Genomic DNA, 24,718 nt, shown 5'->3' with positions numbered 1-24,718 from the left:
CGGCTTTATAACCCGTTGAACCTTCCTGATACCGTTTAACAACGGCTAGTTTGAATTGCTTTGAATACTTACTCATGAAAACACCCCAAAAGTTTGGACGGATGTCCAACTTTTGGGGTGCAGTTCATAATAGCGAGTTTTTTATTGCCCATAATTAAGCATGCGGACAGATTAAATTTATCGAAAAACAAGCTTCGTGTTTTAAACCCATTCAAAATTCCCTTCAAGCACTAAATAGAGCATAGACAAGACAATAGTAGATGTGTAAGCTTTAAAAACTTGCAAATCAGAAACTGATTCTAACGACATAGCTCCTGAGTATGCAGCAACTTCGATTTAGTAGTTTCCTCCACACAATCAAAATTAAAAGGATGCCATGACCGATACCTCGTTTCACTATTCACGCCGCGAAGTGCTGAAAATGACACTAACCGCTGCGGCCGTTTCTGCCATGCCGCGCTTGGTTCTTGCGCAAACTGCGACAGCAAGCGATGCCCAATTTTCAACCATGCTGGGTGATTTTGCTGAAGAAATTCTACGTCTGGCACCGACTTCGGCTACAACTCTCGGGCTAGATTCTGGCACTCGCATTGCGCTCAAATCGCAACTCGGCGACGCCTCACCTGAGGGTGATGCGCAATGGACTGACCAAGTCAAATCGATGTTAAGCAGAATGTCTACCGTAAATAGGGCAACGCTCAGCCCCGAAACACAAATCGTCTACGACAAAGTGCAGTATGCCGCTAGCGAAGGCGTAGCTGGTACACGTTTTTCCTATGGTGATGCGGCAAGTGGGTTCTTTGGTGGCGCGTCACCGTATCCGGTCACGCAACAAGATGGTGCTTTGTGGCGGACACCAGAATTTCTCGATTCGCAGCACCAGATTTTAAATCGGGATGATGCCGAAAGCTATTTGGCGCGCGTAGCGGCACTGGCTACGGTACTAGATCAGGAAACTGCCCGTATTACCGAACAAGCCAGCAAGGGCATCATGCCCCCAGACTTTATTGCACGCACAACGCTCGGACAATTGAGTGGCTATCGCAAGACGCCAACTGCGAGCCAAAAGCTAGTCACCTCCATCACGGAACGCACCAAAAAACTTGGTATCGACGGTGACTGGGAAGTACGTGCGACGCAATTGGTGAATGCCAAGATCTACCCTGCGCTTGACCGTCAAATTACGGCCTTTGCCAAAGCGACTGCTAAGGCAAAAAACATTGCTGGCGTATATCATTTGCCCGATGGCGCTGCCTATTACGCTTGGGCATTAAAGCTCGGCACCTCAACGACTAGCAGCCCACGCGAAATTCATGCAATTGGCCTAGAACAAAACAAAATGCTACAAGCGCGTATTGATACCATTCTCAAAGCGCAAGGAATCTCGCATGGAACAGTCGGCGCGCGTATGCTGGCGTTGTCCAAGGACCCAAGCAGGTTTTATGCTGACAATGATCAGGGCCGCGATCAAATCATTGCTTTCTGCAATGATCGCGTGGCCGCCGCGCGCGCCCTCATGCCGAAGATTTCACACCTCAACATGAAAGCACCGCTAGTCGTCAAACGCGTGCCGCAAGACATTGAGGCTGGTGCGCCACTCGGCTACATGAACTTCGCTTCACTAGATGGATCACGTCCGGCAATTTATTACATCAACTTGAAGTCAACTACTCTGTGGCCAAGGGATCAGCTTTCCACCTTAACCGCACACGAAGGTATTCCCGGTCACGCTTGGCAAGGCGCGTATTTAGCCGAACATCATGCTGAACTACCGCTTATTTCATCATTGATCGGGTTCAATGCCTTTGTTGAAGGTTGGGCATTGTACGCAGAGCAATTGGTGGACGAGTTTGGACTTTACGCTAACGATCCGTTTAGCCAAATTGGTTATTTGCAAGCACAACAATTCCGCGCTTGCCGCCTGGTTGTCGATACGGGTATTCATGAAATGAAATGGACCGCGAAACAAGCGATACAGTTTATGGTTGAAAATACCGGCCGCGGTGTTGGTGCAATGACCAGCGAAGTCCATCGTTATGCGGTTTCTCCAGGACAGGCGTGTGGCTACAAAATGGGGCACAACGAAATCCTGCGCCAACGTGAACGGGCTAAGGCCGAATTGGGAGCTAAATTTGATCTCGCCGCCTTTAATGATGCATTGGTGACTAGCGCTGGTGTACCGTTAACGGTATTGCCGACGGTGATTGATCGCTACATTGCGGGAGCAAAAACAGCATAAAGCAATAAAGTGGGCACACGATTGTGCCCACTTTGCAATCTGCGATTAATTCCGTTTATCCGCTAACGAATAACTCATTTTAAGATCTGCAACAGCAGCATGCGCTACCAGCCCAGGCGCCGCCGCAGGCGGTAAAAAAGTCGCGCTGGAAACACCAATTAAGGCAACTACTCCAACGATGACGCCGGCCATTCGCCGATAAGGCGACTTCGCTACAGGACGCAGTGGTGATGGAGCTTCCTGCAACACCAAACGGGCGCGCCTCACCCATTCTTTACTGCCTGATTGCTGACAGGATAAGCGTTCAAACAATTGCGCTGATAGCTGAGTTGCCTGTGTCATTTCCGCTTCTATTTCCCGCTCTAATTTCTGTTGGGCCGCTAACTCGCGCTGCTGCGATTTATGCGATTGCTGATCCAATTTTTGCATCATTAATTCTAAAGAATGCTGCTGTTGCTGCGTGTCAGACTCAGCTTTTTTAGCAGCCTCCTGCTCGAGCCGCGTTTTCTCCCTAGCTAGCTCAACCCCTTTCGCCAAATGCAGCATTTTTTGTTTTTCATTAGCTAAAAAGGCCTCGTGTTCTTGATGCTGGACTTGCAACAACTGCAAAGCCTGCTGTTCAACTTGAGTACGTTGTACATTGCAATGCGCTTGCCGATGTTCTAACTCAGCACGCGTTTTGGCAATGCTTATTTGCCGCTGTAACGCCGCCAATTTCACACTTAAATCATCACGCATTTGCTGCTCTAAGCTTGTTTTGCGCTGCTCTAATTCAACTAAATGCTGCATTTCTTGTAAGCGCTGCTGTTTCTCGGCCTGACATTGCAAAGCCGCTTCGGCCTGCAATTTGCTTTGCTCGGTAATAGCTTGTTGAGCAGCACATTCCGCTTCAAACGCTTGCCGCGCTTCAAGCTCATGCTGACATTGTTGCCTTGCCAGCTGCGCCTGATTTTTTTGTTGTACGGTTTGTTCGGCGACGGCTTTCACACTTTCTTGCTCAGCCAGTCGTTGCTGTTGCAGGGCTAAAACAGCCGCCTGCTGATCGCGTACTTTCTGCTGTTGCAAGGTCTTAATCGCCTGTAATTCAGTTGAATGCTTTTGCTCTAACTGCTGCGCACGCTGCGTCAACCGTGCATTAATCCGTGCTAATTTTTCAATTTGGGTTAAACGCGCTTGTTGCTCGGCGTAGCTAGACTCTAATAAGTCTTTGGCTTCCTGTTCAGCAAGACTGCGTTGTTGATGTAACTTAGTCAGTTCCTGTTCTGTTTGCAGCCGCTCTTCCAGCAATTGAATCGCGTGCTGCTCTTCTTGCACACGTTGTTGCTGAGCTTTTTCAAGATGCCTGTTTTTTGCAATTCGTTGCTCAATTAGCTCCCTTGCATCAACCATCTTTTGAAGTAACAGCTGTTCCGATTGATTACGTTCCTGCACCTCTTCGGCTAATTTTTTTGCAGTTTGCTCTTTGGTCGCCAATAACTGTTGCACCGCCTGCCTACTTAAACTGAGTTGGGTTGTTTGCTGTAATAGTGCCGTTTTTTGTTGGCTAATTAAGGATGCCGCTTGCGTCGCGGCTTGTTCTTGCTGCAAATTTTGTTGATGCAAATCACGGCTTTTTTGTTCTTCAACCAAGCGTTGCTGTAACTGCTGATGATGAGCACGTTGTGTTTCCAGCTTTTGCTGCTCAGCCAGCTGTGCTTGCTGCTCTAGCTCATAATTTTTTTGCTCTTGCCCTAATAAATCTGCCGCAATTTGCTGCTTCGCCTCGGCGACGGATAAAACCTGTTGACGTAAAGCCGTTTGCGCATTGGCTGCAATTAAACGTTCGCTAGTTAAACGGGTAGCTTCATGTATCGCATTTTGTGCTGCCAGCTCCTGCTCAGTGAGCTGCTGCAAAACACCGGTTTGAACCAGCTCGGCAGCTTTACGTTGCTGAGTTTGCTCACACAACGCTTGTTCTGCCTGACATTTTTCATGCATAGCCCGCGCTGCTTCCTGTTCGAGCTGGGCATGTCGCAATTTAGCCTGCGACAAATTAACACTTTGTTTGGCTTGCTCTAATGCCGCAAGTGCCGCCTGACGCTGTGCTTCGCGCTGCACTTGTAATTGAGCTAGTTGATGCTGTTCTGCTTTGACTTGCGCCTGTTTAGCTAAAATAATTTTTTGTTGTTCCGCACATTGCTGCTCTAAAGCCTGTTTTTGCTCTTGTTCAGCTAAACATTGTTCCTGGTTTAATACAAATGAACGTTGTTCCTGATCTATTTTTTCCTGTGTTGCCGCCGCAACCTCCGCCGCGGACTGGGCCCGTTTTTGTTCAAGCAATCCTTTCTTTTGCAGCAGTTGCAAAGTTTGCTGCTCTTGCTCAACCCGTTGTTGTTGCAGCTGTACCAGTTCCAGCGTTTGCCGCCCTTTTTCGATTAAATTTTCCGCCTCTTGACGTTTTAATTCGCTGTAGTGCACATTTTGTTGCAGCAATAATTTACCGGCGCGATAACTTGTTGCGCTAATCTGTTGCGCAGCTAGCGCAGCCTGCTCCTGCATCTTCAGCACACCATTTTGCGCTTGCAAGGTTGCTGCTTGCTGCTCTTCCTGCTTAAGCAGCTGCTGCTTATTTTCTTTTTGTTGCTCCAACAATTGCCTGGCCGTTTGTAATGCCTGCAAATGCTGACGTTCAACAATCACTAATTGCCGCGCTTGCTCGGCTTCTTGCGCATGCAAATAACTATTTTCACGTTGCAAGCGGGTATGTTCAGCTTGTGCGGCTTGTTGCGCTTGTTCGGAAAGTTGCTGTGCCAGCGCGGCATCGGCTGCTTGCTGAGCTAGCTGCAAACGCTGTTCTGCCGATTTTTTAGCTTGCTGCTCACTTTGTAATGATTGTTGCAGTAAGTGCAGCGCATCTTGATCAGCCTGTTCGCGTAAAGCCGCTTGTTGAATGACTTCCGCCTCATGTTGTAAACGCAGCTGCGCCGCTTGCTCGGCTTTTTGTTGTTGCTCTACCTGTTGCCATGCTTGATCTTGCAAGGCTTTTTCGGTAGCGATGCGCTGTTCAGCTATAAATTGCAATTTCTGTTCGGCAGAACGGCGGGCTTGTGCTGTAGTGGCCGCCATACTTTCAGTATATAAACGGCGTTCTGCAGCTTGTTGCAGCTCATGCTCGGCCTTTAAACGCGTTTCTAAAGCATGCGTTGCGGCCTGCTCCGTTTCAGAACGTGCCTCAAAAATGGACAGCTGTTCTTTTAAAACACTGGCATGAGCTTTAGCTTGTTCCAATGCCCAAACCTCAGTTGAGGTATTTTGCATACTTAAGTGCAAAGCAGCTACTTGAACTAATTCGCGCTCTGCACGAATTGCCAACATTTTTTCTTGCGACTCTACTAAAGCTTCGGCGCGTATTTTTGCCGAGTTTTCGATTTTTTGTTCAGTGCGGGCCAATTCAACTAATTTGGCTTCCGATTGCGCACGGGCAGCTGCTTCCTGCTTGGCCGCGGTTTCTGTTTCAGACAGCAGCACGCATTGCTCACGCGCTATGGCTGCCTGATTTTTATATTGTTCGCCAGCTTGTTTAGCGCGTTCACTTAATGATTTTTCTAAGTTAATTTGCTCTTCTGCCTGCTCACGAGCGTATTGCTCTACTTGCAATCGCTCTTTAGATGCCTGTGCTGCTTGTGCATCCATTTGCACCCGCGCTTCGATTGCCTGTATTTCTTTTTGAGATGCAGCAATTCGTATTTGCTGGGCGAGTCGCGCCTGTTGCTCTGCCTGCCAACGACTTTTACTGGCAATTTTAGCTTGCTCTTCCAGTTGCAATGTCTGTTCTGCTTCCAGCAGTGCCTGATTATCTAATTCAGCCCGATCTTCTGCAACTGCGCGCGCTCGTGCTTCTACAAAGGCCCGGTTTTCAGCAGCAACCGTCGCGCGCGCTTCCGCTTCTACCCGTGCAATGGCGGCACGTATCGACTTGAGATCCATTACGCGCTCATGGCTACCCATTCCACCAATGTGCTCGTCATCCTGGTTCTGTTGCTGCGAATGTTCGATATCCATAAGCTACTCCCACTTAATTCAGTAATAGAGGCATCGGCGATAGAGGCGCATGCATAGACAAGCCGCTTCAGAATGAATTATCAACAATTCATTGCGGGTTCATTGCTTGAAAAGAAGGGGGAATTGCGTGCTTATTTGAAATAAATCAAACAATATTTCCATATAGAAATATTAAATAGACCATCAGATTACTTTAATCAAATCTAATCAGTATGATTGAATTTAAATCGTCATACGCAAAGGAAGAATCATGGCTCAAGCAGAAACAAAAGTACTGACAGCTCACGTACCGTTGCCGCTTGCCGATAAAATTGATCAAATGGCTTCTCGTCTAGAACGATCACGCGGCTGGATAATCAAGCAAGCGTTAACCGCTTGGGTAGACCAAGAGGAGGAACGCAACCGTCTGACTCGCCAGGCCATGTCCGATGTAGATGACGGACACGTAATAGATCACCAAGCCGTACTTGCATGGGCAGATAGCCTCAGCACCGATTATCCTTTACCGGTACCGCCCTAATGGAGTTGCTGTGGACCAATAAAGCACTATCCGATTTGGCGCGGCACCATGAGTTCTTGACAGCAGTGAATAAGCTAGCTGCGGCACGAACCATACGGGCACTGACGGCGGCACCAAGCAGTTTGTTGGTTAATCCGCGTATTGGCGAAAGGTTGGAAGAGTTCGAACTGCGCGAAGTACGCAGGATTTTTGTTGGTCGCTATGAAATGCGTTACGAAATATTGGCATCTACAATCTACTTGCTTCGTATCTAGCATACGCGTGGGGAGCGCTAGCTCCTCACGCGTACACAGGGTTTAACTAGCAAACAATTTATCGTAAGCCGCTAACAATGTCTGATGCATTGCGCTACCTTGGTAATCATCACCAAGCGTAACCAAACCAAAAAACCGCTCACTACGATCTAACAAAGCTTCGGCTAAGCGGAAATTTTCTTCACCGAACAGAAGAATCAGCGGACGTAAATAATCTTCACGCGCTTCTTCGTCTTCATCTTCCAGCTCTTCGAGTTTTAAAATGCTTTCGATGCAGCGATAAACCAATCGGCGGTCGGCACTTAAATCATTGAAATGGTGGATCCATTCACAGCCTTCTAAAATGCCATCCCGGTCACCGATTGCTAAAGCCAGCAACGTTTTTAATTCACCAATCCGTAACTGTTTCCAAGCGCTACCAACTTGCGCGGCTAAACCCAGAATTTCCCACAATGGACGCTCTTCACTGACGTTCATAGTTTGCAAGTCGTCTAGCAAAGTACGGCACTCCGCCTCGCTTAATTCATTCAAACGCACCAGGGCTGGGCGAATCTGGTTACCGATACTATTGTTTTCCCACTCTAAATCTTCCACCGGATAAATTTCCGACATGCCTGGCACTAAAATCCGGCAGCTATACGCGCCCTGCTCTTCAAAGTCGGCGATATAAATTTCATACCCTTCGGCGTGAATGGCATTGCATAACCATGCGTAGTCTTCGGCAGTGGTGTTGCTGAAGTTCCAGTCGGCGAATGGGAAATCGGGCGTATCACGTAAAAACTTCCAGCTCATCACGCCACTTGAATCGACAAAGTGAATTTCCAAATTAGCGACTGCGTTGATTTCATCCATATCAAAACCGGCCGCTGGGAAGCCTTCTAGCGTGTTTAATGCGCGGCCTTGTAACAATTCAGTTAATGCCCGTTCCAATGCAATTTCAAAGCGTGGATGTGCGCCGAAACTAGCAAAAATTCCTTGGTCTTTTGGATGCAACAACGTCACACACATCACCGGATATTTTCCATCCAGCGAAGCGTCGCGCACCAAAATTCCGAAACCTGCTTTGCGCAAACCAGCGATACCGGCAGCAATTTTAGGAAAACGAGCGATAACTTCGTCCGGCACTTCCGGCAAACATAAGCCTTCGCTGATGATGCGGTATTTAATGTGACGCTCGAATATTTCCGACAAGGCCTGGCTACGCGCTTCCATCATAGTATTACCGGCTGCCATGCCGTTGCTGACATACAGGTTGCCAATAATGTTGACCGGGATCCAGGTTTGTTCGCCATCGCTCAAGCGTTTATATGGCAAGGCGCAAATACCGCGTTCGACATTGCCTGAATTTAAATCAACTAACACTTCAGCGCCGATACCGTCATCAGGATTATAAAATTCACGCAATGTTGGGTTGAGCAATTCGTCTGGCCAGCTTGCGTCCGGACCTGGAGCAAACCAACGCTCTTGCGGATAATGCACAAACGGACGGTTAGCCCGAGTTTTACCCAAGTAAAAATGCGTCCAAAAATAATGCGTGCCTAAGCGCTCAAAAAATTCGCCAAAAGCGGAAGCTCGCGCCGCCAATTCTGAGCTGCCTTTACCGTTGGCGAATAACATCGGGCAGTCGTTGTCTTTAACGTGCGTCGACCAGATTCCTTCAATTTCATTCAACAAGGAAGATTCATTTAACACAAAACCACGGCTAGCCAATTTGGCACTCATGGTGGCAATAGTGGATTCTAAAGAGGCATCTTTACCTGGTATAAAGCTTTCGGTTTGCATAGGAGCCTGTTAAAAGTGAGGAAAAAGGGAATAAGGGAAAGTCAGTTAATTTCAGACTAATTGAGCAAATACGCTAAACTGACGACTTAACTATGAATGCGCCCTACTAACATGAACAAAGAAACAGCAATTCAAATCGCAAATGAATCAATGCGCTCTAACGCGCTAAATTCAGGTAATACCCAATTTTCCCAAGTGGTGCGTAATGTCGACGACGAAGGTTGGTGGATGAATATTCCCTTAACTAGTTTTCGTAAAGAATGCCACTTTTTACTTTGCAGTGAAAAAGCCGGCATTATCAGACATCTAGTGCTAAAACCAAGCGCCATTTTAAGCCCAGCCACCAAATTTCGTATTAAAGACGGCATCGCCGATATCTTTATTTCCGCCGCCAATCCTAAACGCTTAGCAGACAAACTAGCAGGCGGCACAAAATATAGCTTTAACAAACATCTGGTGGATGAATATCGGTTTTAAATCCGTTTTTTAAGCTTTCATGCTTTGTAAATACGCAGTAAATTCCGGACCGACTTCATGGTGCAACATGCCAAGCACCATGGAGGCTTTCAAATAACCCAATTTGCTGCCGCAGTCGTAGCGGGTTGCGGCGAAGCGGTATGCTAAATACGGATGGTCTTTTAACATAGCGGCAATCGCGTCAGTCAGTTGAATTTCACCGCCGGAACCTTTACCAATTTTTTCCAAATACGAGAAAATTCTCCCATCCAGAACATAGCGCCCCACTACCGCCAAAGTCGACGGAGCTTGATCTGGTGTTGGTTTTTCAACTATGCCTGACATCCGCTCCAGGCGGTCTTTATAAGGAGTTCCGCTAACGATCCCGTATTGTTTGGTTTGCTCACGCGGCACATCTTGTACTGCAACGATGCTGGCCTGTTCTTGTGCATACAAAGCCACCATTTGTTCGGTGGTATTGGCTTGTCCGGCTTCGGCTAGCATGAAATCATCCGCCAACAACACCATAAACGGGCTATCACCAACTACCGGTTTTGCGCACAAAACTGCGTGACCTAAACCCAAAGCGGCTGGTTGACGGATATAAATGCAGCTGACTGATTTGGGAATGACGTTTTGAACCAGTTCCAATAACGCAGTTTTATTCGATGCTTCTAATTCAGCCTCTAACTCATAAGCTGTGTCGAAGTGATCTTCGATGGCGCGTTTATTGCGGCCAGTAATAAAAATTAATTCAGTAATGCCGGCAGCAACCGCTTCTTCTACTGCATATTGAATTAGCGGCTTATCAACTAACGTCAGCATTTCTTTCGGTTGTGCTTTGGTGGCTGGCAAAAAACGACTGCCTAAACCGGCTACCGGGAATACTGCTTTTGTAATTTTTGTCATTGTTTAAACTCGATTCGTTATCTGCTGAGTTATTGCTTATTTAGTAGGGTGGGCACAAGGACGTGCCCACCCGACCCCTTACATTCCCAACATCTGCTGCAATTCAGCTTCAGAAATAATTTGCACACCCAATTCCTGTGCTTTAACCAGCTTACTACCGGCGTCTTCCCCGGCTAATACCATGCTGGTTTTTTTCGATACCGAACTTTGCACTTTGCCGCCAGCTGCTTCAATTAAAGCCGCCGCCTGTTCGCGACTTAAGTTGGGCAGCGTTCCTGTTAATACCACCGTTTTTCCGGTAAATATTTGGGTATTAGTTGGTGACTCTTCAGCTTGCGGCCAATGTACGCCAGCAGCCAATAATTGTTCCACCACTTCTTTATTCAATGGATCAGCAAAAAATGCAATTAATGAATTCGCGACAACCGGGCCAACTTCATTAACTTGCAATAACCGTTCTTCGGTGGCATCCATGACAGCATGAATATCACCAAACGCACGTGCTAAATCTTTAGCTGTGGTTTCGCCCACATGGCGAATTCCCAGAGCATAAATGAAACGCGCTAAAGTGGTTTTTTTAGAGGCTTCTATTGCGGCGATGACGTTGTTGGCCGATTTATCGGCCATGCGATCTAATGTCGCCAGACTGGTAAAACCTAAATTATATAAATCAGCCGCCGTGGTAATTACATTTTTATCGACCAACTGATCAAGCAATTGCTCACCTAAACCATCTATGCACATGGCTTTACGTGAAGCAAAATGCCATAAGCCGCCTTTGCGCTGCGCCGAGCATTTTATCCAGCCTGCACTGCAACGGGCAATAGCTTCTTCTTCCAGCTTCACAATCAGCGAGCCGCAATGCGGGCAGTGAGTTGGCATTACAAATTGGCGAGCGCTTGCCGGGCGCTGTGCTGGCACCGCGGCTACAACTTCCGGGATCACATCACCGGCACGCCGCACAATAACCACATCGCCGATCCAGACATCTTTGCGACGAATTTCATCTTCATTGTGTAAAGTCGCGTTGGTGACAATAACACCGCCAACAGCGACAGGTGCCAAGCGTGCCACTGGCGTAATTGCACCAGTGCGTCCAACCTGCACTTCAATATCCAACACAGTCGTTAATTGCTCTTGCGCGGGGAATTTATGCGCCATCGCAAAGCGCGGCGCACGCGACACAAAACCTAGTTGCTGTTGCTGTGCAAAGGAATTGACTTTGTACACCACGCCGTCAATTTCATAAGGAAGCTGTTCGCGTTTTTGCTCAATTGCACGATAAAAATTGAGCAACTCATCTGCTGACGCCGCCTGTGTTTGTTCCTTGCAAACCGGAATTCCTAGCTGGCTATACCAGGCTAATAATGCACTATGCGTAACTGGCGCTTCGCTATCTTCCGTGCCAGCTTCAAACTGCGCTAAGCCATAAGCAAAAAAGCGCAAATTACGCTGCGCCGTGATTTTTGCATCTAACTGACGCAAGCTGCCCGCTGCGGCGTTTCTCGGATTAGCGAATTCTTTTAATTCCAATTCCCGCTGGCGTGCATTGAGTTTGCTGAAATCTTCTTTAAACATCAGCACTTCACCACGCACTTCTAATAATGCAGGAGGATGCTCACCAAGTAAGCGCAATGGAATGGCACGTATGGTGCGGATATTCTCCGTCACATCTTCGCCTACGCTACCGTCACCGCGTGTTGCTGCTTGGATAAGCAGGCCATCACGGTATAGCAGGCTAATCGCCAAGCCATCAAACTTAAGATCGGCAACATAGGCTATTGCCGGAATTTTGCCTAATTCGGATTGCAAACCTTCTTCAGCGCGACGCACAAAGGCGTGCACATCGGCATCTTCAAAACCGTTATTGAGCGACAGCATGGGAACGGTGTGCCGGACTTGCTGAAAAGCCGGTAAGGCTGCGCCGCCGACCCGTAAGGTCGGAGAATCGGGCGTGGCTAAATTTGGGTGCTCAGCCTCTAATTCTTGTAGCAGCTTAAATAGTCGGTCGTATTCCGCGTCCGGCACGCTAGGCGCATCTAATACGTAGTATTCGTTATTGTATTGATTCAGGCTATGCCGATATTGTTCTGCCAGTTGTGCGGCATTTTTTTGATGGTTCGGCGCAGGATCGGCCGGATTGAATAAATCTGTTTGCATAAGGGTAAATCAAGAATAGGGGTATGCAGCTGTATGCTGAAATTAAATTAGCGTAGGGTGGGTACGTCCTTGTGCCCACGTGTTACTTTCGATCAATAAAACCCTAAATAAAATCCTTTGATTATCTACGGTTACGCGTGGGCACAAGGACGTGCCCACCCTACGAATTAACTAAATATCCGTACCGCTCGGATTGATCCGGCCGGTATCTCCGCCGCTTGCATCGCGCTATAAAACACCTCGACTTGTTCTTGAATCTGATCCAACGTCGCGTCGTTCAGCAACTGATTGCCGTCATCCACCAAAGAACCGCCTAAGCGCAACGCCAATGATTTAGCGCAGGAAACCATCGCGACAAATCCGCCCCGGGCTGGCGCAACGCAAGGTACATCGAGCAGTAAGGTAATGCGTGAAGTGACTTGATCGGCCACGCCGCAATTGGTTGATAGCGTAAATAAAGAACCGCCATCGCCGTCCAACATCGCCAAACGTCCATCAGGGCGTGCATCAAATCCGAGTTTCTCTAACGCTGCCAATAAGGTACTGATACCCCAAGGCGCGCCCTTGCTTTGAACGTTGACGCTTAACTGCGCGTCGTGTTCGGTGACAAATAAATGTAAATCACGCCCAGCATCCATTACATGTTTCATGTCGGGGATATCAGGAAAAGCATTTAAATTATCGGCAATTTCGCGTAATTTCATGACTAATTCAGAATATTCCAATTCATTTAATGCGCCGCTACGGCTCACCAACTGAACTCCGGCAATCATCTGGTTATAGCTGTTGGCATGGGTAATAATTTCACGCTTGCCGTCGGCATTAATGCCGATAAAATGCACCGGTTTATTACCGACACGGCGAAATGACTGGATTTCGCTTAACATTTTATCGCCGCGCAACGGGTTCTCAAACTCCATCGGAATCACACAGTCAATAAAATCATCTACCGGCAAAGGCACTTCGATAATGCCCACCGTTTTATCCAGATCAACATCGACAGATTCTGCATGATAAGAAGGTTGAATAGTCGAATTGTCGTCCAAAGACGGTTCTTGGCGCACTTTCGCAGTAGTTGAATTGCCTGAATTAACCGCTGCTTGCTTGTCGGACTTCATCAACACATCGTCTTGATTATGCCCAAAAGCGCGTTCGACATTTTTTTTGGCTTTGTATTCCTGCCAAAAATTATAGCCAATGACACCCACAATAACGGCGCAACCTGCGCCCCATAAACTGAGATTTAAATCCGTCATGCTGCTTCTGCCTCTGTAGCAAAGTTAACTGCGGACTCCATGTCCACCGCGACGATTCGAGAAACACCTTGTTCCTGCATGGTCACACCGATTAACTGCTGCGCCATTTCCATCGCTATTTTATTATGAGAAATAAACAGGAATTGGGTATTCACGGACATTTTTTTCACCATATTGCAAAAACGTTCGGTATTAGAATCATCCAGCGGCGCATCGACCTCATCGAGCAAACAGAACGGCGCTGGATTTAACTGGAACATGGAAAACACCAGTGCCGTTGCGGTCAGCGCTTTTTCACCGCCCGATAATAAATGAATGGTGGCGTTTTTCTTGCCCGGTGGTTGCGCCATCACCTGCACGCCAGAATCAAGAATTTCATCACCGGTCATGACTAATTTTGCCTGACCGCCACCGAATAAAATCGGGAATAATTCTGCAAAATGATAGTTCACTTTATCAAAAGTGTCTTGCAACAAGCCGCGTGTTTCGATATCGATTTTATGAATCGCATCTTGCAACGTTTGAATCGCTTCCGTCAAATCGGCGTATTGAGCATCTAAGAATAACTTGCGTTCCGATGCTTGAGCCAGCTCATCTAATGCGGCCAAATTCACCGCGCCCAGCGCAATGACGGCGTTACCTAAGCGAGTAACCTCGCCTTGTAAATAAGATGGTTTTAAATCGTCAACCAGTTTTTCAGACAAAGCAGCCAACTGCTCGTCAGTCATGCCGACGTCGGTTAAGGCTTGTGTGTATTGCTCTTGATTTAAACGGGCAGCCTGTTCTTTTAATTGTAGCTCCATGATTTTGTCGCGCTGCGGCTGCATACTGCGTTCAGCCTGATTTTTGGCGTCTTCATGACTACGTAATTGCTGCGCAAGCTGGTCTAATTCGTGTCGCGCATCGGATAACGCTCGTTCTTGCGCGCTGCGTTTTTCCAGCAAGTCATGCAAACCGGCTTGCACCGATAAATCTTCCATGTTTTCGAGTTCCAGCATGCCTTGCTGCATCGACTCAAATACGCTGGCGGCTTGAGTACTAGCAGTAGCGATAGTGCGTTTCAGCTCTTCCACTTTTTGATGATGGGTGCGCTCAGCAAAAGTCGCTTGCTGTGCAGCCAGTTCCAGATCGCGTACTTTAGCGCGCGCCAAATTTAACTGCTGCTCTTGTTCCAATTGCGTGGTTTGCCATTCTTCAAATTGCTCTTGCTGCTGGGCCAAATCTATATCCAGCTCTTCAAATTTTTGTTCGGACTCCATTTTAAGCTGTTGCTGCTCTTGCTCTTGGGCGTTAATTTCAGCCAAGTCGGACTCAATTTGCACGCTACGCTGATTAAAGCGCGCTTGCACTTCCGATAATTTCATCACTTCAATTTGCAAGCTATGCACTTGCTGCGTCAAGCTTTGCACGCGTACCCGCAACTCTTGCAGGCGTTGCGTCGCTTGGGTGTAAGCAGCTTCAGCACGAATCGACGTGTTACGAGCTTGTTCGGCCAGCAGTTGCTGAACGCGAGTTTGTTTTTGCAGATGTTCAATTTCCTGAGCCCGCGCCAACATGCCGTCTTGTTCGGCATCCGAAGCGTAAAACCGCACACTTGAAGCGGTAATTAAATGCCCTTGTCTGGTCACAAAACAGCCACCAGCTGGTAATTTAGCGCGATTCATTAATGCTGTTGCAGCGTCTTCTGCAATATAGACATGTTGCAACCAGTCTTGCAGCACAGCGCGTAAATTCGCGTCGTTTAACTGCAAAAGCGAAATCAGGCTGGTGAAATTGGGATCAAAATTAGTCGCGGCCGGTATCGCTTGTGCAGAATAAAAGGCCAATTTGGCGGGTGGCGCATCGCCAAAGAAGGCTTTCGCCCAATCCAGATTAGACACCTCAAGCGCTTGAGTGCGTTCACGCAACACCGCTTCTAACGCCGTTTCCCAGCCATCTTTAATATGCAGTTTTTGCCATAAGCGCGGCAAATTGGTCAGCTCGTGTTTAGCTAGCCAAGGTTGCACTTTGCCTTCGCTTTGCACGCTGATTTGCAATTGCGTGAGTGCAGCCAAGCGCGCATCTAACTGGGCATTACTGGCGGATTCGCTTTGCACTTGTTGTTGCGCTGTGCGACGTGCGGTATCAAGCTCTGGATGTTGAATTTCCACTTCATCCAGTTGCATTTGCGCCTGCTCTAAATCAAAGCGCTTTTCTTCTAACTGGTCAGATAAATTAGTCAAATGCGTTTGATCGGGAAGCTGTAAGCCACCCTTCTCTTGCTGTAAACGTTCACGGCGTAACACCAGACCATTTAAGACATTATTGGCGTTGCGCTGATGTGCAGATTCCAGCTCAATTTGCTGCTGCATCTGCATAATTTTGGCGCGCCCATCGGCCGTTTTTTGTTGACCAGAGCGCCATGCGGCTTCTTGTGCCGGCAATTGCTGACCATGCTGTTCAGCTATTTGTTTAGCTTCTTCACTACGCGCAGCCAATTCTTCAATTTCAACAGCAGCTTCGTTCAATTCATTTTGCTGATCTTGCTCTTGGCGTTGCCACTGCTCACGTTGCACTTTTAATGTATTTAACTGCATTTGCAAACGGGTACGTGAATCAACCACAAACCGGATTTGCGCTTCCAAACTACCGATCTCAGAATTGGTTTGATACAAATGGCCCTGCGCCTGATGCATTTTGTCGCCAACGCTATAATGCGCCTGGCGCATTTGTTCCAGCTCTAATTCAACGTGACGTAATTGCGCGGTGTTTTGCTCTAAATCGGTTTGTGCTTGCTCAATATCGCGGAAGTACTTCTTTTGTTCAGTCGAAGCTTCTTTTTGTCTTAATAGCCAGAGTAATTTTTGCTTTTCTTCCTGGTCTGCCTGCAAAGTGCGGAATTTAGTCGCCACAGCGGCTTGTGCTTCTAATTTTTCCAGGTTGACATTCAGCTCACGCAAAATATCTTCAACGCGAACCAAGTTTTCATTGGTGCTGTGAATCCGGTTTTCAGTTTCACGCCGACGCTCTTTATAACGTGAGACACCCGCCGCTTCTTCCAGAAAAATCCTTAACTCTTCAGGGCGCGCTTCAATAATGCGCGAAATCATACCCTGACCAATAATCGCGTAAGCGCGTGGCCCTAAACCCGTACCGAGGAAAATGTCCTGAATATCACGACGTCTGACCGCCTGATTATTAATATAGTAAGTTGATGTGCCGTCACGCGTTAAAGTGCGTTTGACTGAAATTTCAGCATATTGGCCCCATTGCCCGGCGGCTTTTCCCAAACTATTATCAAAGACCAATTCAACCGAAGCACGGCCAGCTGGTTTGCGATGGGTTGAACCGTTAAAAATAACGTCTTGCATGGATTCGCCACGCAATTCAGATGCTTTGGATTCGCCTAAAACCCAACGCACGGCATCAATAATATTTGATTTGCCACATCCGTTAGGACCAACTACGCCAACTAATTGACCTGGCACCTGAAAATGAGAGAGTTCAACAAAGGATTTGAACCCGGATAATTTAATGGAGGTTAAGCGCACAATAAAGGAAATTAATGGAAGTTAAAGATGGGTTAAGTGCAAATAAAACTATCAATGAAGCCTACAAATCGTTACGACTTCAAAGCAGCGCATATAATAGCATCTCATTTTTAGTTACAGAATTTTTGTGCGCTGGAGTAATGTAATTTAGTTGAGGCAAATTACCACGGCAATACATACATTGTTACCGTCATTGCCAATACATAACTAATGCATAAACAGGCGACTTGGTTTATATTACGCACAAAATAATTAAAGCTCGATTTGAACTTTCTGCAAAATATTTAAGGTTTTCATGAAAAAATTAGCACTTATTGGCATGCTCGTTACTGCATTTACCCTAGCATCTTGCGGTGGCAGCAATTCCCCCCCAACGAATTTAGTTATTCCTGGAAGCCCGCAAAACTACTTATCCACCCCAACTTATGTGCAAGGCACAGACGAATATAACGCTTTCATGGCGATTAATGCGTTTCGCTTTAGCGTGGGCTTAGGTTATTGGCAGCAAAACGTTTATTTGGATCAAGCCGCGCAAAAACACATGGCTTACTCGACTGCGAATAGTGCGATCATAAGCAACCCCTATCAACAAGATATCGAAATTGTTGGCAACCCTAGTTATTTTGCCACCACACCAAGCGCACGCGCTATTGCGCTCGGCTACTACGTTATGCAAAACACCACTGCAGCACCAAATGGCACACCCTTCGCCGCTGTTGGTGAGTTGTATGCACTCGGCCCTGCTTCATCTCCTACCAGCACGGCCATTTTAAATTCCATGGTCAACACCATTTACCATCGCAGCGGTTTAATGGCGCAATCTACCCGAGAAATTGGCTTGGCACGCGACACTTCAGGCCCAGCTACCGCATTAACTCATTGGTGGATTAGTCATGGCCGACTAGATGGCGGACAATCGGTGGCATCAAATTACTTCGCGGTCTACCCGAACAATCAACTGACTAACGTTCCTTTGTCCATGACAATGGAAAGCCCTTCGGTTTATCCTGCTTATACAACGCCCGCTCAATTTAACGCCAACACGAGCTCACCAATCAGCGTCACTACCGCCATCATTACAAATTTAAATAATGCGGCATTCACGGTAACTGTTGCTGGCTCTAGTACACCATTAGCAGGGAAAACCTGGACTATGGCTAACGATCCGAACTTAAACACATCCAGCTATTCCGCGGCAACGGCAGCACTCACAACCCCGCCAGCACCGGTGCCAACCATTGCAGCGAATGAGGCTTTTTGGGTGGGTAATGCCCCGTTTTTACCAAACACGACCTACAACGTTACCTTTACCGGCTCAACTTACTTAATGCCATATGCAATTACCAACAACGTAAGCCAAACCTGGCAATTCACGACAGGAACAAGTACCGGTAATTAATTTAATTTGATCTATTTATGCAAATGCCAGGGTAATCCCTGGCATTTGTTTTTTTAAACTGGCAAATTATTCAGCACTAGTTCCTTTCGCTATGCACTCAGCACTACCATCAACTGTATAATGCAGCAGGTTTTTTATGCTCGCAGGTTAACTCTCATCGCTCACATCTCGCTGCTATCACGTGAATCAATTACTTAATCAACTTCAGCCTTATCCATTTGAAAAATTGAAGCAACTTTTTCACGGAATAACTCCGCCTAATCATTTAACGCCGATTAGCCTGGGAATTGGTGAGCCTAAACATGCGACGCCAGAATTAATCAACGCAGCACTTATTGAAAATTTAAGCGGCTTAGCCAGTTATCCTGGCACGCAAGGCTCAGAAGTGTTACGACAGGCTATTGCAGCGTGGATAAGCCGACGTTATCAAATTCCGGCTCTGAACCCAAACACCCAGATTTTGCCGGTAAATGGCTCAAGAGAAGCCCTATTCGCCTTTGCTCAGACCGTACTGGATACATCCAAAGGTACGGCGCCGCCATTGGTAATGTGCCCGAATCCGTTTTATCAAATTTATGAAGGCGCTGCTTATTTGGCCGGAGCAGAGCCTTACTTCGTTAATGCCGACGAAACCCGCAATTATTCGCCTGACTATGCCAGCGTGCCCGAGCATATCTGGGAACGTGTTCAATTATTGTTTGTCTGCTCACCTGGCAACCCAACTGGGGCCGTATTGAGCTTAGATGACTGGAAGCAGCTGTTTGAATTATCAGACCGCTATGGTTTCGTCATCGCTGCAGATGAATGCTATTCTGAAATTTATTTTGGTGATACAGCACCACTCGGCGCGCTAGAAGCGGCGCACCAACTTGGCCGCACAACTTTTCCGCGCTTAGTGAGTTTTTCGAGCCTGTCAAAACGCTCGAATGTGCCAGGTATGCGCTCAGGTTTTGTGGCAGGTGACGCCGATATAATTAAACTGTTTTTGTTGTATCGCACTTACCACGGTAGCGCGATGAGTCCAGTCATTCAGGCAGCTTCAGCGATTGCATGGACTGACGAACAACATGTTATTCAAAATCGCGCCTTATACAAAGCCAAATTTGCCCAAGTTACGCCACTATTACAGCAAGTTTTGGATGTTGAATTACCCGATGCGGGCTTTTATTTGTGGGCCCGGGTCGATAAATTAGTGTCAATATCAGACACCGCTTACGCACAGCAACTTTATGCCGAATATAATGTGACTGTATTACCTGGTAGCTTTTTAGCCCGTGAAGCACACGGCATTAATCCTGGGCAACAACGGATACGAATGGCGCTGGTTGCATCAGTAGATGAATGCTTAGAAGCAGCCCAGCGCATAGTTGCATTCACGAGGCAATTAGCTAAGTAAACTGCAGCTAATAAACAGCATAATTTCATAATTTCACTTTTTAAATCAGAGCAGAACTTACTATGACACAACAACTTCAGCAAATTATTGACCTCTCTTGGGAAGATCGCGCCAGTTTTACTCCTAAATCGGCTCCAACTGAATTGCGGCTAGCGGTTGCCGAAGTCATTGCCAAACTGGACAATGGCAGCTTGCGGGTTGCCGAGAAATTGACGGATGGTTCTGGTCAATGGCATGTCAACCAATGGGTTAAAAAAGCGGTATTGCTGTCGTTCCGCCTGGAAGATAATATTGTTATGCCATCCGGCGAACACATGCAGTTTTTTGATAAAGTACCTACTAAATTTGCCCATTACACGGCTGAAGATTTCGTTAAAGGCGGGTTCCGCGTGGTGCCCCCTGCGGTCGCGCGGCGCGGTAGTTTTATCGCAAAAAACGTGGTGCTGATGCCTTCTTACGTCAACATTGGCGCTTACGTTGATGAAGGCGCTATGGTTGATACTTGGGCAACTGTCGGCTCCTGCGCTCAAATCGGTAAAAACGTACATTTATCCGGCGGCGTAGGCATTGGCGGCGTGTTAGAGCCGATGCAAGCCAACCCAACCATTATTGAAGATAACTGCTTTATTGGTGCCCGCTCTGAAATTGTTGAAGGTGTGATCGTTGAAGAAAATTCAGTGATTTCCATGGGTGTCTACATTGGGCAATCAACCAAAATTTATGATCGTGCAACTGGCGAAGTGACTTATGGCCGAATTCCTTCCGGCTCCGTAGTTGTTTCCGGCAACTTGCCTAGCCCTGATGGCAAATACAGCCTGTATTGCGCGGTTATTGTAAAGCGCGTTGATGCACAAACTCGCTCAAAAACCAGTATTAATGAATTATTGCGTGGCGTTTAGTACTACTATCTTGAAATCAGCGTTTAGCCAAGCCACGAATAGGGCCTGGTTTTAAAAAAATAACAATCCAGCAAGAACGGGAAGGAAATATCATGGCAATGGAACGTCTGTTTGAGTTAATGAAGGAAAAGCAAGCATCTGATATGTTTTTTGCGATCAATTCACCAATTCATCTCAAAATTAACGGCAATTTACTTCCCATTAACAACCAGAAGATGGATCAAGCCAATATTATGGCCTTGCTGTCTGAAGTTGTATCCGCCGAGGATATGGATAAGCTGCATCGGGAAAATGAACTGAATTTGGGTATCGGCGCAACCGGTATCGGTCGTTTCCGTTTATCAGCTTTTAGGCAGCGTGGTTCTATTTCAGCGGTATTCCGTTTCGTTCCAGGTCACATTCCCGCATTAAGCGCACTTCGACTACCAGGTATTTTGGGTGAGTTGATTATGGAAAAACGCGGCCTGATTTTATTGGTCGGCTCAACCGGCTCCGGAAAATCTACCACCATTGCATCGATGCTGGATCATCGTAATACGCAAAGAACCGGGCATATTTTAACGATTGAAGATCCGATCGAATATTTGTTCCGCAGTAAAAAATCAATCGTCAACCAGCGTGAAATCGGCACCGATTCAGTCAGTTTAGAAGTCGCTTTGCGTAATTCTTTACGCCAGGCTCCCGACTGTATTCTGATTGGTGAAATTCGTGACGAAGCCACTATGGCATCGGCGATGTCGTATGCCCAATCCGGCCATTTAGTTTTAGCGACTTTGCATGCCAACAACAGTTATCAAGCGCTGAACCGTATTATTAGCTTTTTCCCTTCAGAACATCGCACCGCTTTATTGCTTGATTTATCATCTTCGATTCGTGCCGTGGTTTCACAGCGCTTAATTCGTGCAGTTGATGGTGGACGTTATCCTGCGGTAGAAGTTCTACTCAATACACGTTACGTCGCCGATTTGATTGCAGCTGGTGATATGTCTGAAATCAAGGAAGCCATTGATAAGAGTTTGTCGCCAGGCTCTCAAACCTTTGAACGCGCTTTAATGCAGTTGATTAATGACGGCTTAATCTCGCAAGAAGAAGGCTTGGCCAATGCTGATTCAGCCAATAATTTATTGTGGCTGTTAAATAATGAACAGGTTCCAGGAGCGGCCGAACCTGAACCGCCTAAGGTAGAAGAAGCATCGTTTACCGAATTCACTCTAAATATGTAAGCAATGAACGTAACTTTATATGGCATTCCAAATTGTGATCAAGTAAAAAAAGCCCGGACTTGGTTAAGCGAACATCAAGTCACTGTTGATTTTCATGATTTTAAAAAGGCTGGCGTCACGCCAGCCTTAATTAGCCCCTGGTTGAAGCAACTTGATTGGCAAATTTTGCTTAATCGAAGGGGCACCACATGGCGCAAATTGCCAGAGGCTGAACAACAAGCAGTAATTGATGCGGACAGTGCCGTGCAATGCATGGTGAACTCACCCTCGGTAATTAAAAGACCGGTCTTAGTTATTCAAACCGATATGCAAGTAGAGATTATGGTTGGCTTTTCTGAAGCCGAGTACCGCCGCTGGTTTACTACTCAAGCGTAATCCGTTTATTTCTATCTATTTTCATTCTATTCAGTAGCATTTATTTTCACCCCTTATTAAAGTATTTATGAGCAAGACATTAAAACTGACCGAGCAATTAATCTCACTAGAATCTGTAACGCCATCTGATCTCGGTTGCCAGCAACTGATGATAGATATGTTAACTCCGCTCGGTTTTGTTTGTGAATCTATTGAGTCCGGCAACGTCAGTAATCTTTGGGCTAGAAAAGGCACCACCCAACCCTTAATTGTTTTTGCAGGGCACACCGACGTGGTTCCTACTGGTCCATTAGGGAAGTGGGTGTCTGATCCCTTCGTCCCAACCATACGGCACGGAATGCTCTACGGCCGCGGCGCAGCTGACATGAAAAGCTCGATCGCCGCCATGTTGGTCGCGGCAGAAGAATTCATTCAACAGCACCCGGAACACCCAGGCTCTATCGGTTTTTTAATCACCAGTGACGAAGAAGGTCCGGCTACCGATGGTACTGTGGTGGTCTGCGATTTATTAAAACAGCGTGGCGAACAATTAGATTTTTGCGTAGTAGGTGAACCAACTTCATCACAGCATTTTGGTGACACCATTAAAAATGGTCGTCGTGGCTCGATGTCGGGCAAGTTAGTCATTCACGGTATTCAAGGCCACATCGCTTATCCACAACTAGCTCAAAACCCGATACACCGCTCTGCACCTGCCATCACTGAATTAACGCAGGAAGTTTGGGATCAGGCTAACGAATATTATTTACCGACGTCATTTCAAATTTCTAATATTCAGGCTGGCACGGGAGCATCAAACGTCATTCCAGGGCATCTGAATATCGATTTTAATTTCCGTTTTTCCACAGCGAGCACAGCACAAAGTTTACAAGAACGAGTGCATGCCATTCTGGATAAACATGACTTAAATTACGATTTGGAATGGACTATCGGCGGGCAACCATTTTTAACGCCTAAAGGTACTTTAAGCGATGCGCTGTCACGTGCGATTCTGTCTGAAACTGGCATACATACCGAGTTATCCACCACTGGCGGAACTTCTGACGGACGGTTTATTGCTCAAATTTGTCCGCAAGTGATTGAATTTGGCCCTATCAATGCCAGCATTCATAAAATTGATGAGCATATTGCGGTTAGTGAAATTGAACCGCTAAAAAACATTTATCGAAAAACATTGGAAAATATTTTACTGCAATAGGGCTTACGCAAAATTGTTCCAGCAAGACGCGCCGACGCTGACAGTACGAATAGTACGACAAGGAGGCGCAACGCCGCTGGGGCGGTTTTATGTAAGTCCCCTATAATTGTTCCTATTATTTACTACCATTATTAACTCCCAAGTGGAGCGTCTGCAAAGAATAAAGCCATGTCTAATCTGATTCTAACTAACCACCCTTTCACCACTGTGCGCGACGTGTTGCGTTACGCCGTAAGCCGCTTCAATGGCGCCAAGCTGTTTTTTGGCCACGGCAGCAGCAGCGCAATTGATGAAGCCGCCTACCTGATTTTACATACACTGCATTTGCCGCTCGATAATCTTGACACCTACCTGGATGCGCATTTGCTACCTGCTGAAATCGCAGGCATCTTAAAAGTAATCGAACGCCGCACCACTGACCGGGTTCCTGCCGCTTACATCACCAATGAAGCCTGGTTAGGTACTTACCAGTTTTATGTGGACGAACGAGTTATCGTGCCGCGCTCATTTATCGCTGAATTAATTCCATCTTATTTGTCACCGTGGGTAGCTAATCCAGACGACATTACCGATATTTTAGAATTATGCACCGGCTCAGGTTGTCTGCCGATTATGCTGGCAGATGCATTTCCAGAAGCCCATGTGGATACTGCCGACATTTCTACAGATGCGTTAGCAGTAGCGAAGCAAAATATAGCGACCTACGGCTTGCAAGACCGCATTACTTTGCGTGAATCCGACCTTTACACCAATGTCCCTAACAAGAAATATCAACTGATTATTTCTAATCCGCCATACGTAAACAGCGCATCCATGGACAAGCTGCCACAAGAGTATTTGCATGAACCGCAAATAGCGCTGGGTGGCGGCGAGGACGGCATGGATTTAGTCAGAACCATTATTGCCGGTGCAAAATCGCGTTTAACGCAGAATGGCATACTCATGGTTGAAATTGGCCACGAACGTGCTTTTGCCGAAGCTGCTTTTCCCGATTTAGAGTTTACCTGGGTGTCAACCTCTGCTGGTGATGACATGGTTTTTCTTCTTACCGCAGACCAGTTACCATAACCATACGCCCCGT

Annotated in this window: 17 protein-coding genes; 11 read left to right on the top strand and 6 right to left on the bottom strand. The window is 46.9% G+C overall.

Features of this window, described 5'->3' with window-relative positions; translation table 11 throughout:
* Positions 1–376 precede the first annotated feature (376 nt).
* Positions 377–2,239: a DUF885 domain-containing protein gene (locus S2091_RS20050; protein ID WP_105533746.1), complete on the top strand. Its 1,863-nt coding sequence runs from the start codon at positions 377–379 to the stop codon at positions 2,237–2,239.
* A 45-nt stretch (positions 2,240–2,284) separates the two neighbouring features.
* Here S2091_RS20050 and S2091_RS20045 read toward each other — a convergent pair whose 3' ends face one another.
* Positions 2,285–6,280 carry a hypothetical protein gene (locus S2091_RS20045; protein ID WP_105533745.1) on the bottom strand — a complete coding sequence of 1,332 codons (3,996 nt, stop codon included), beginning with the start codon at positions 6,278–6,280 and terminating at the stop codon, positions 2,285–2,287.
* Positions 6,281–6,530: 250 nt separating this feature from the next.
* Between S2091_RS20045 and S2091_RS20040 the strand changes: the two genes are divergently transcribed.
* Complete coding sequence (locus tag S2091_RS20040) at positions 6,531–6,800, top strand: CopG family ribbon-helix-helix protein (RefSeq protein WP_105533744.1); 270 nt, start codon at positions 6,531–6,533, stop codon at positions 6,798–6,800.
* Positions 6,800–7,054: a type II toxin-antitoxin system RelE/ParE family toxin gene (locus S2091_RS20035; RefSeq protein WP_105533743.1), complete on the top strand. Its 255-nt coding sequence runs from the start codon at positions 6,800–6,802 to the stop codon at positions 7,052–7,054. Before S2091_RS20040 ends, S2091_RS20035 begins: the two co-directional genes overlap by 1 nt.
* 42 nt (positions 7,055–7,096) lie before the next feature.
* On the opposite strand, the gene ycaO is transcribed toward S2091_RS20035, so the two are convergent.
* Entirely contained in the window at positions 7,097–8,836 is a 1,740-nt protein-coding gene (gene ycaO, locus S2091_RS20030; protein WP_105533742.1) for a 30S ribosomal protein S12 methylthiotransferase accessory factor YcaO, read from the bottom strand.
* Positions 8,837–8,947: 111 nt separating this feature from the next.
* Here ycaO and S2091_RS20025 point away from each other — a divergent pair, with 111 nt between their 5' ends.
* On the top strand, positions 8,948–9,313 hold the full coding sequence (locus S2091_RS20025; protein ID WP_105533751.1) for a hypothetical protein: 366 nt from the start codon (positions 8,948–8,950) through the stop codon (positions 9,311–9,313).
* Between the two features lie 9 nt (positions 9,314–9,322).
* Here S2091_RS20025 and galU read toward each other — a convergent pair whose 3' ends face one another.
* The 4 genes from galU to smc all read right to left on the bottom strand — a co-directional run bounded on the left by galU (position 9,323) and on the right by smc (position 17,147).
* On the bottom strand, positions 9,323–10,201 hold the full coding sequence (gene galU, locus S2091_RS20020) for a UTP--glucose-1-phosphate uridylyltransferase GalU (RefSeq protein WP_105533741.1): 879 nt from the start codon (positions 10,199–10,201) through the stop codon (positions 9,323–9,325).
* Positions 10,202–10,279: 78 nt separating this feature from the next.
* A complete protein-coding gene (gene ligA, locus S2091_RS20015; RefSeq protein ID WP_105533740.1) occupies positions 10,280–12,361 on the bottom strand; it encodes an NAD-dependent DNA ligase LigA in 2,082 nt (693 codons plus the stop codon).
* Between the two features lie 167 nt (positions 12,362–12,528).
* Complete coding sequence (locus tag S2091_RS20010; protein WP_105533739.1) at positions 12,529–13,617, bottom strand: cell division protein ZipA C-terminal FtsZ-binding domain-containing protein; 1,089 nt, start codon at positions 13,615–13,617, stop codon at positions 12,529–12,531.
* Positions 13,614–17,147, bottom strand: a complete 3,534-nt coding sequence (smc, locus tag S2091_RS20005) for a chromosome segregation protein SMC (RefSeq protein ID WP_105533738.1) — start codon at positions 17,145–17,147, stop codon at positions 13,614–13,616. The genes S2091_RS20010 and smc overlap by 4 nt, the downstream gene beginning before the upstream one ends.
* A 295-nt stretch (positions 17,148–17,442) precedes the next feature.
* On the opposite strand from smc, the gene S2091_RS20000 reads away from it, so the two are divergent.
* The 7 genes from S2091_RS20000 (at position 17,443) to prmB (ending at position 24,705) form a co-directional block, all read left to right on the top strand.
* The gene (locus S2091_RS20000; protein WP_105533737.1) at positions 17,443–18,546 is read left to right on the top strand and encodes a hypothetical protein; all 1,104 of its coding nucleotides are present in this window, start codon (positions 17,443–17,445) and stop codon (positions 18,544–18,546) included.
* A 181-nt stretch (positions 18,547–18,727) separates the two neighbouring features.
* Positions 18,728–19,942, top strand: coding sequence for a succinyldiaminopimelate transaminase (dapC, locus tag S2091_RS19995; protein ID WP_105533736.1), 1,215 nt, complete (start codon positions 18,728–18,730; stop codon positions 19,940–19,942).
* A gap of 62 nt (positions 19,943–20,004) precedes the next feature.
* Entirely contained in the window at positions 20,005–20,841 is an 837-nt protein-coding gene (gene dapD / locus S2091_RS19990) for a 2,3,4,5-tetrahydropyridine-2,6-dicarboxylate N-succinyltransferase (protein ID WP_105533735.1), read from the top strand.
* A 92-nt stretch (positions 20,842–20,933) separates the two neighbouring features.
* Positions 20,934–22,064, top strand: coding sequence for a PilT/PilU family type 4a pilus ATPase (locus S2091_RS19985; RefSeq protein WP_105533734.1), 1,131 nt, complete (start codon positions 20,934–20,936; stop codon positions 22,062–22,064).
* 3 nt (positions 22,065–22,067) lie between these two features.
* A complete protein-coding gene (locus S2091_RS19980; RefSeq protein WP_105533733.1) occupies positions 22,068–22,439 on the top strand; it encodes an ArsC family reductase in 372 nt (123 codons plus the stop codon).
* A gap of 67 nt (positions 22,440–22,506) precedes the next feature.
* Positions 22,507–23,637 carry a succinyl-diaminopimelate desuccinylase gene (gene dapE / locus S2091_RS19975; protein WP_105533732.1) on the top strand — a complete coding sequence of 377 codons (1,131 nt, stop codon included), beginning with the start codon at positions 22,507–22,509 and terminating at the stop codon, positions 23,635–23,637.
* 168 nt (positions 23,638–23,805) lie between these two features.
* Positions 23,806–24,705, top strand: a complete 900-nt coding sequence (gene prmB, locus S2091_RS19970; protein WP_105533731.1) for a 50S ribosomal protein L3 N(5)-glutamine methyltransferase — start codon at positions 23,806–23,808, stop codon at positions 24,703–24,705.
* Positions 24,706–24,718: the final 13 nt, after the last annotated feature.

The organism is Solimicrobium silvestre (assembly GCF_002976435.1).
Taxonomy (GTDB): domain Bacteria; phylum Pseudomonadota; class Gammaproteobacteria; order Burkholderiales; family Burkholderiaceae_D; genus Solimicrobium; species Solimicrobium silvestre.
The sequence above is the reverse complement of the archived record's forward strand: the minus strand, read 5'-3'. Positions and strand labels throughout refer to the sequence as shown.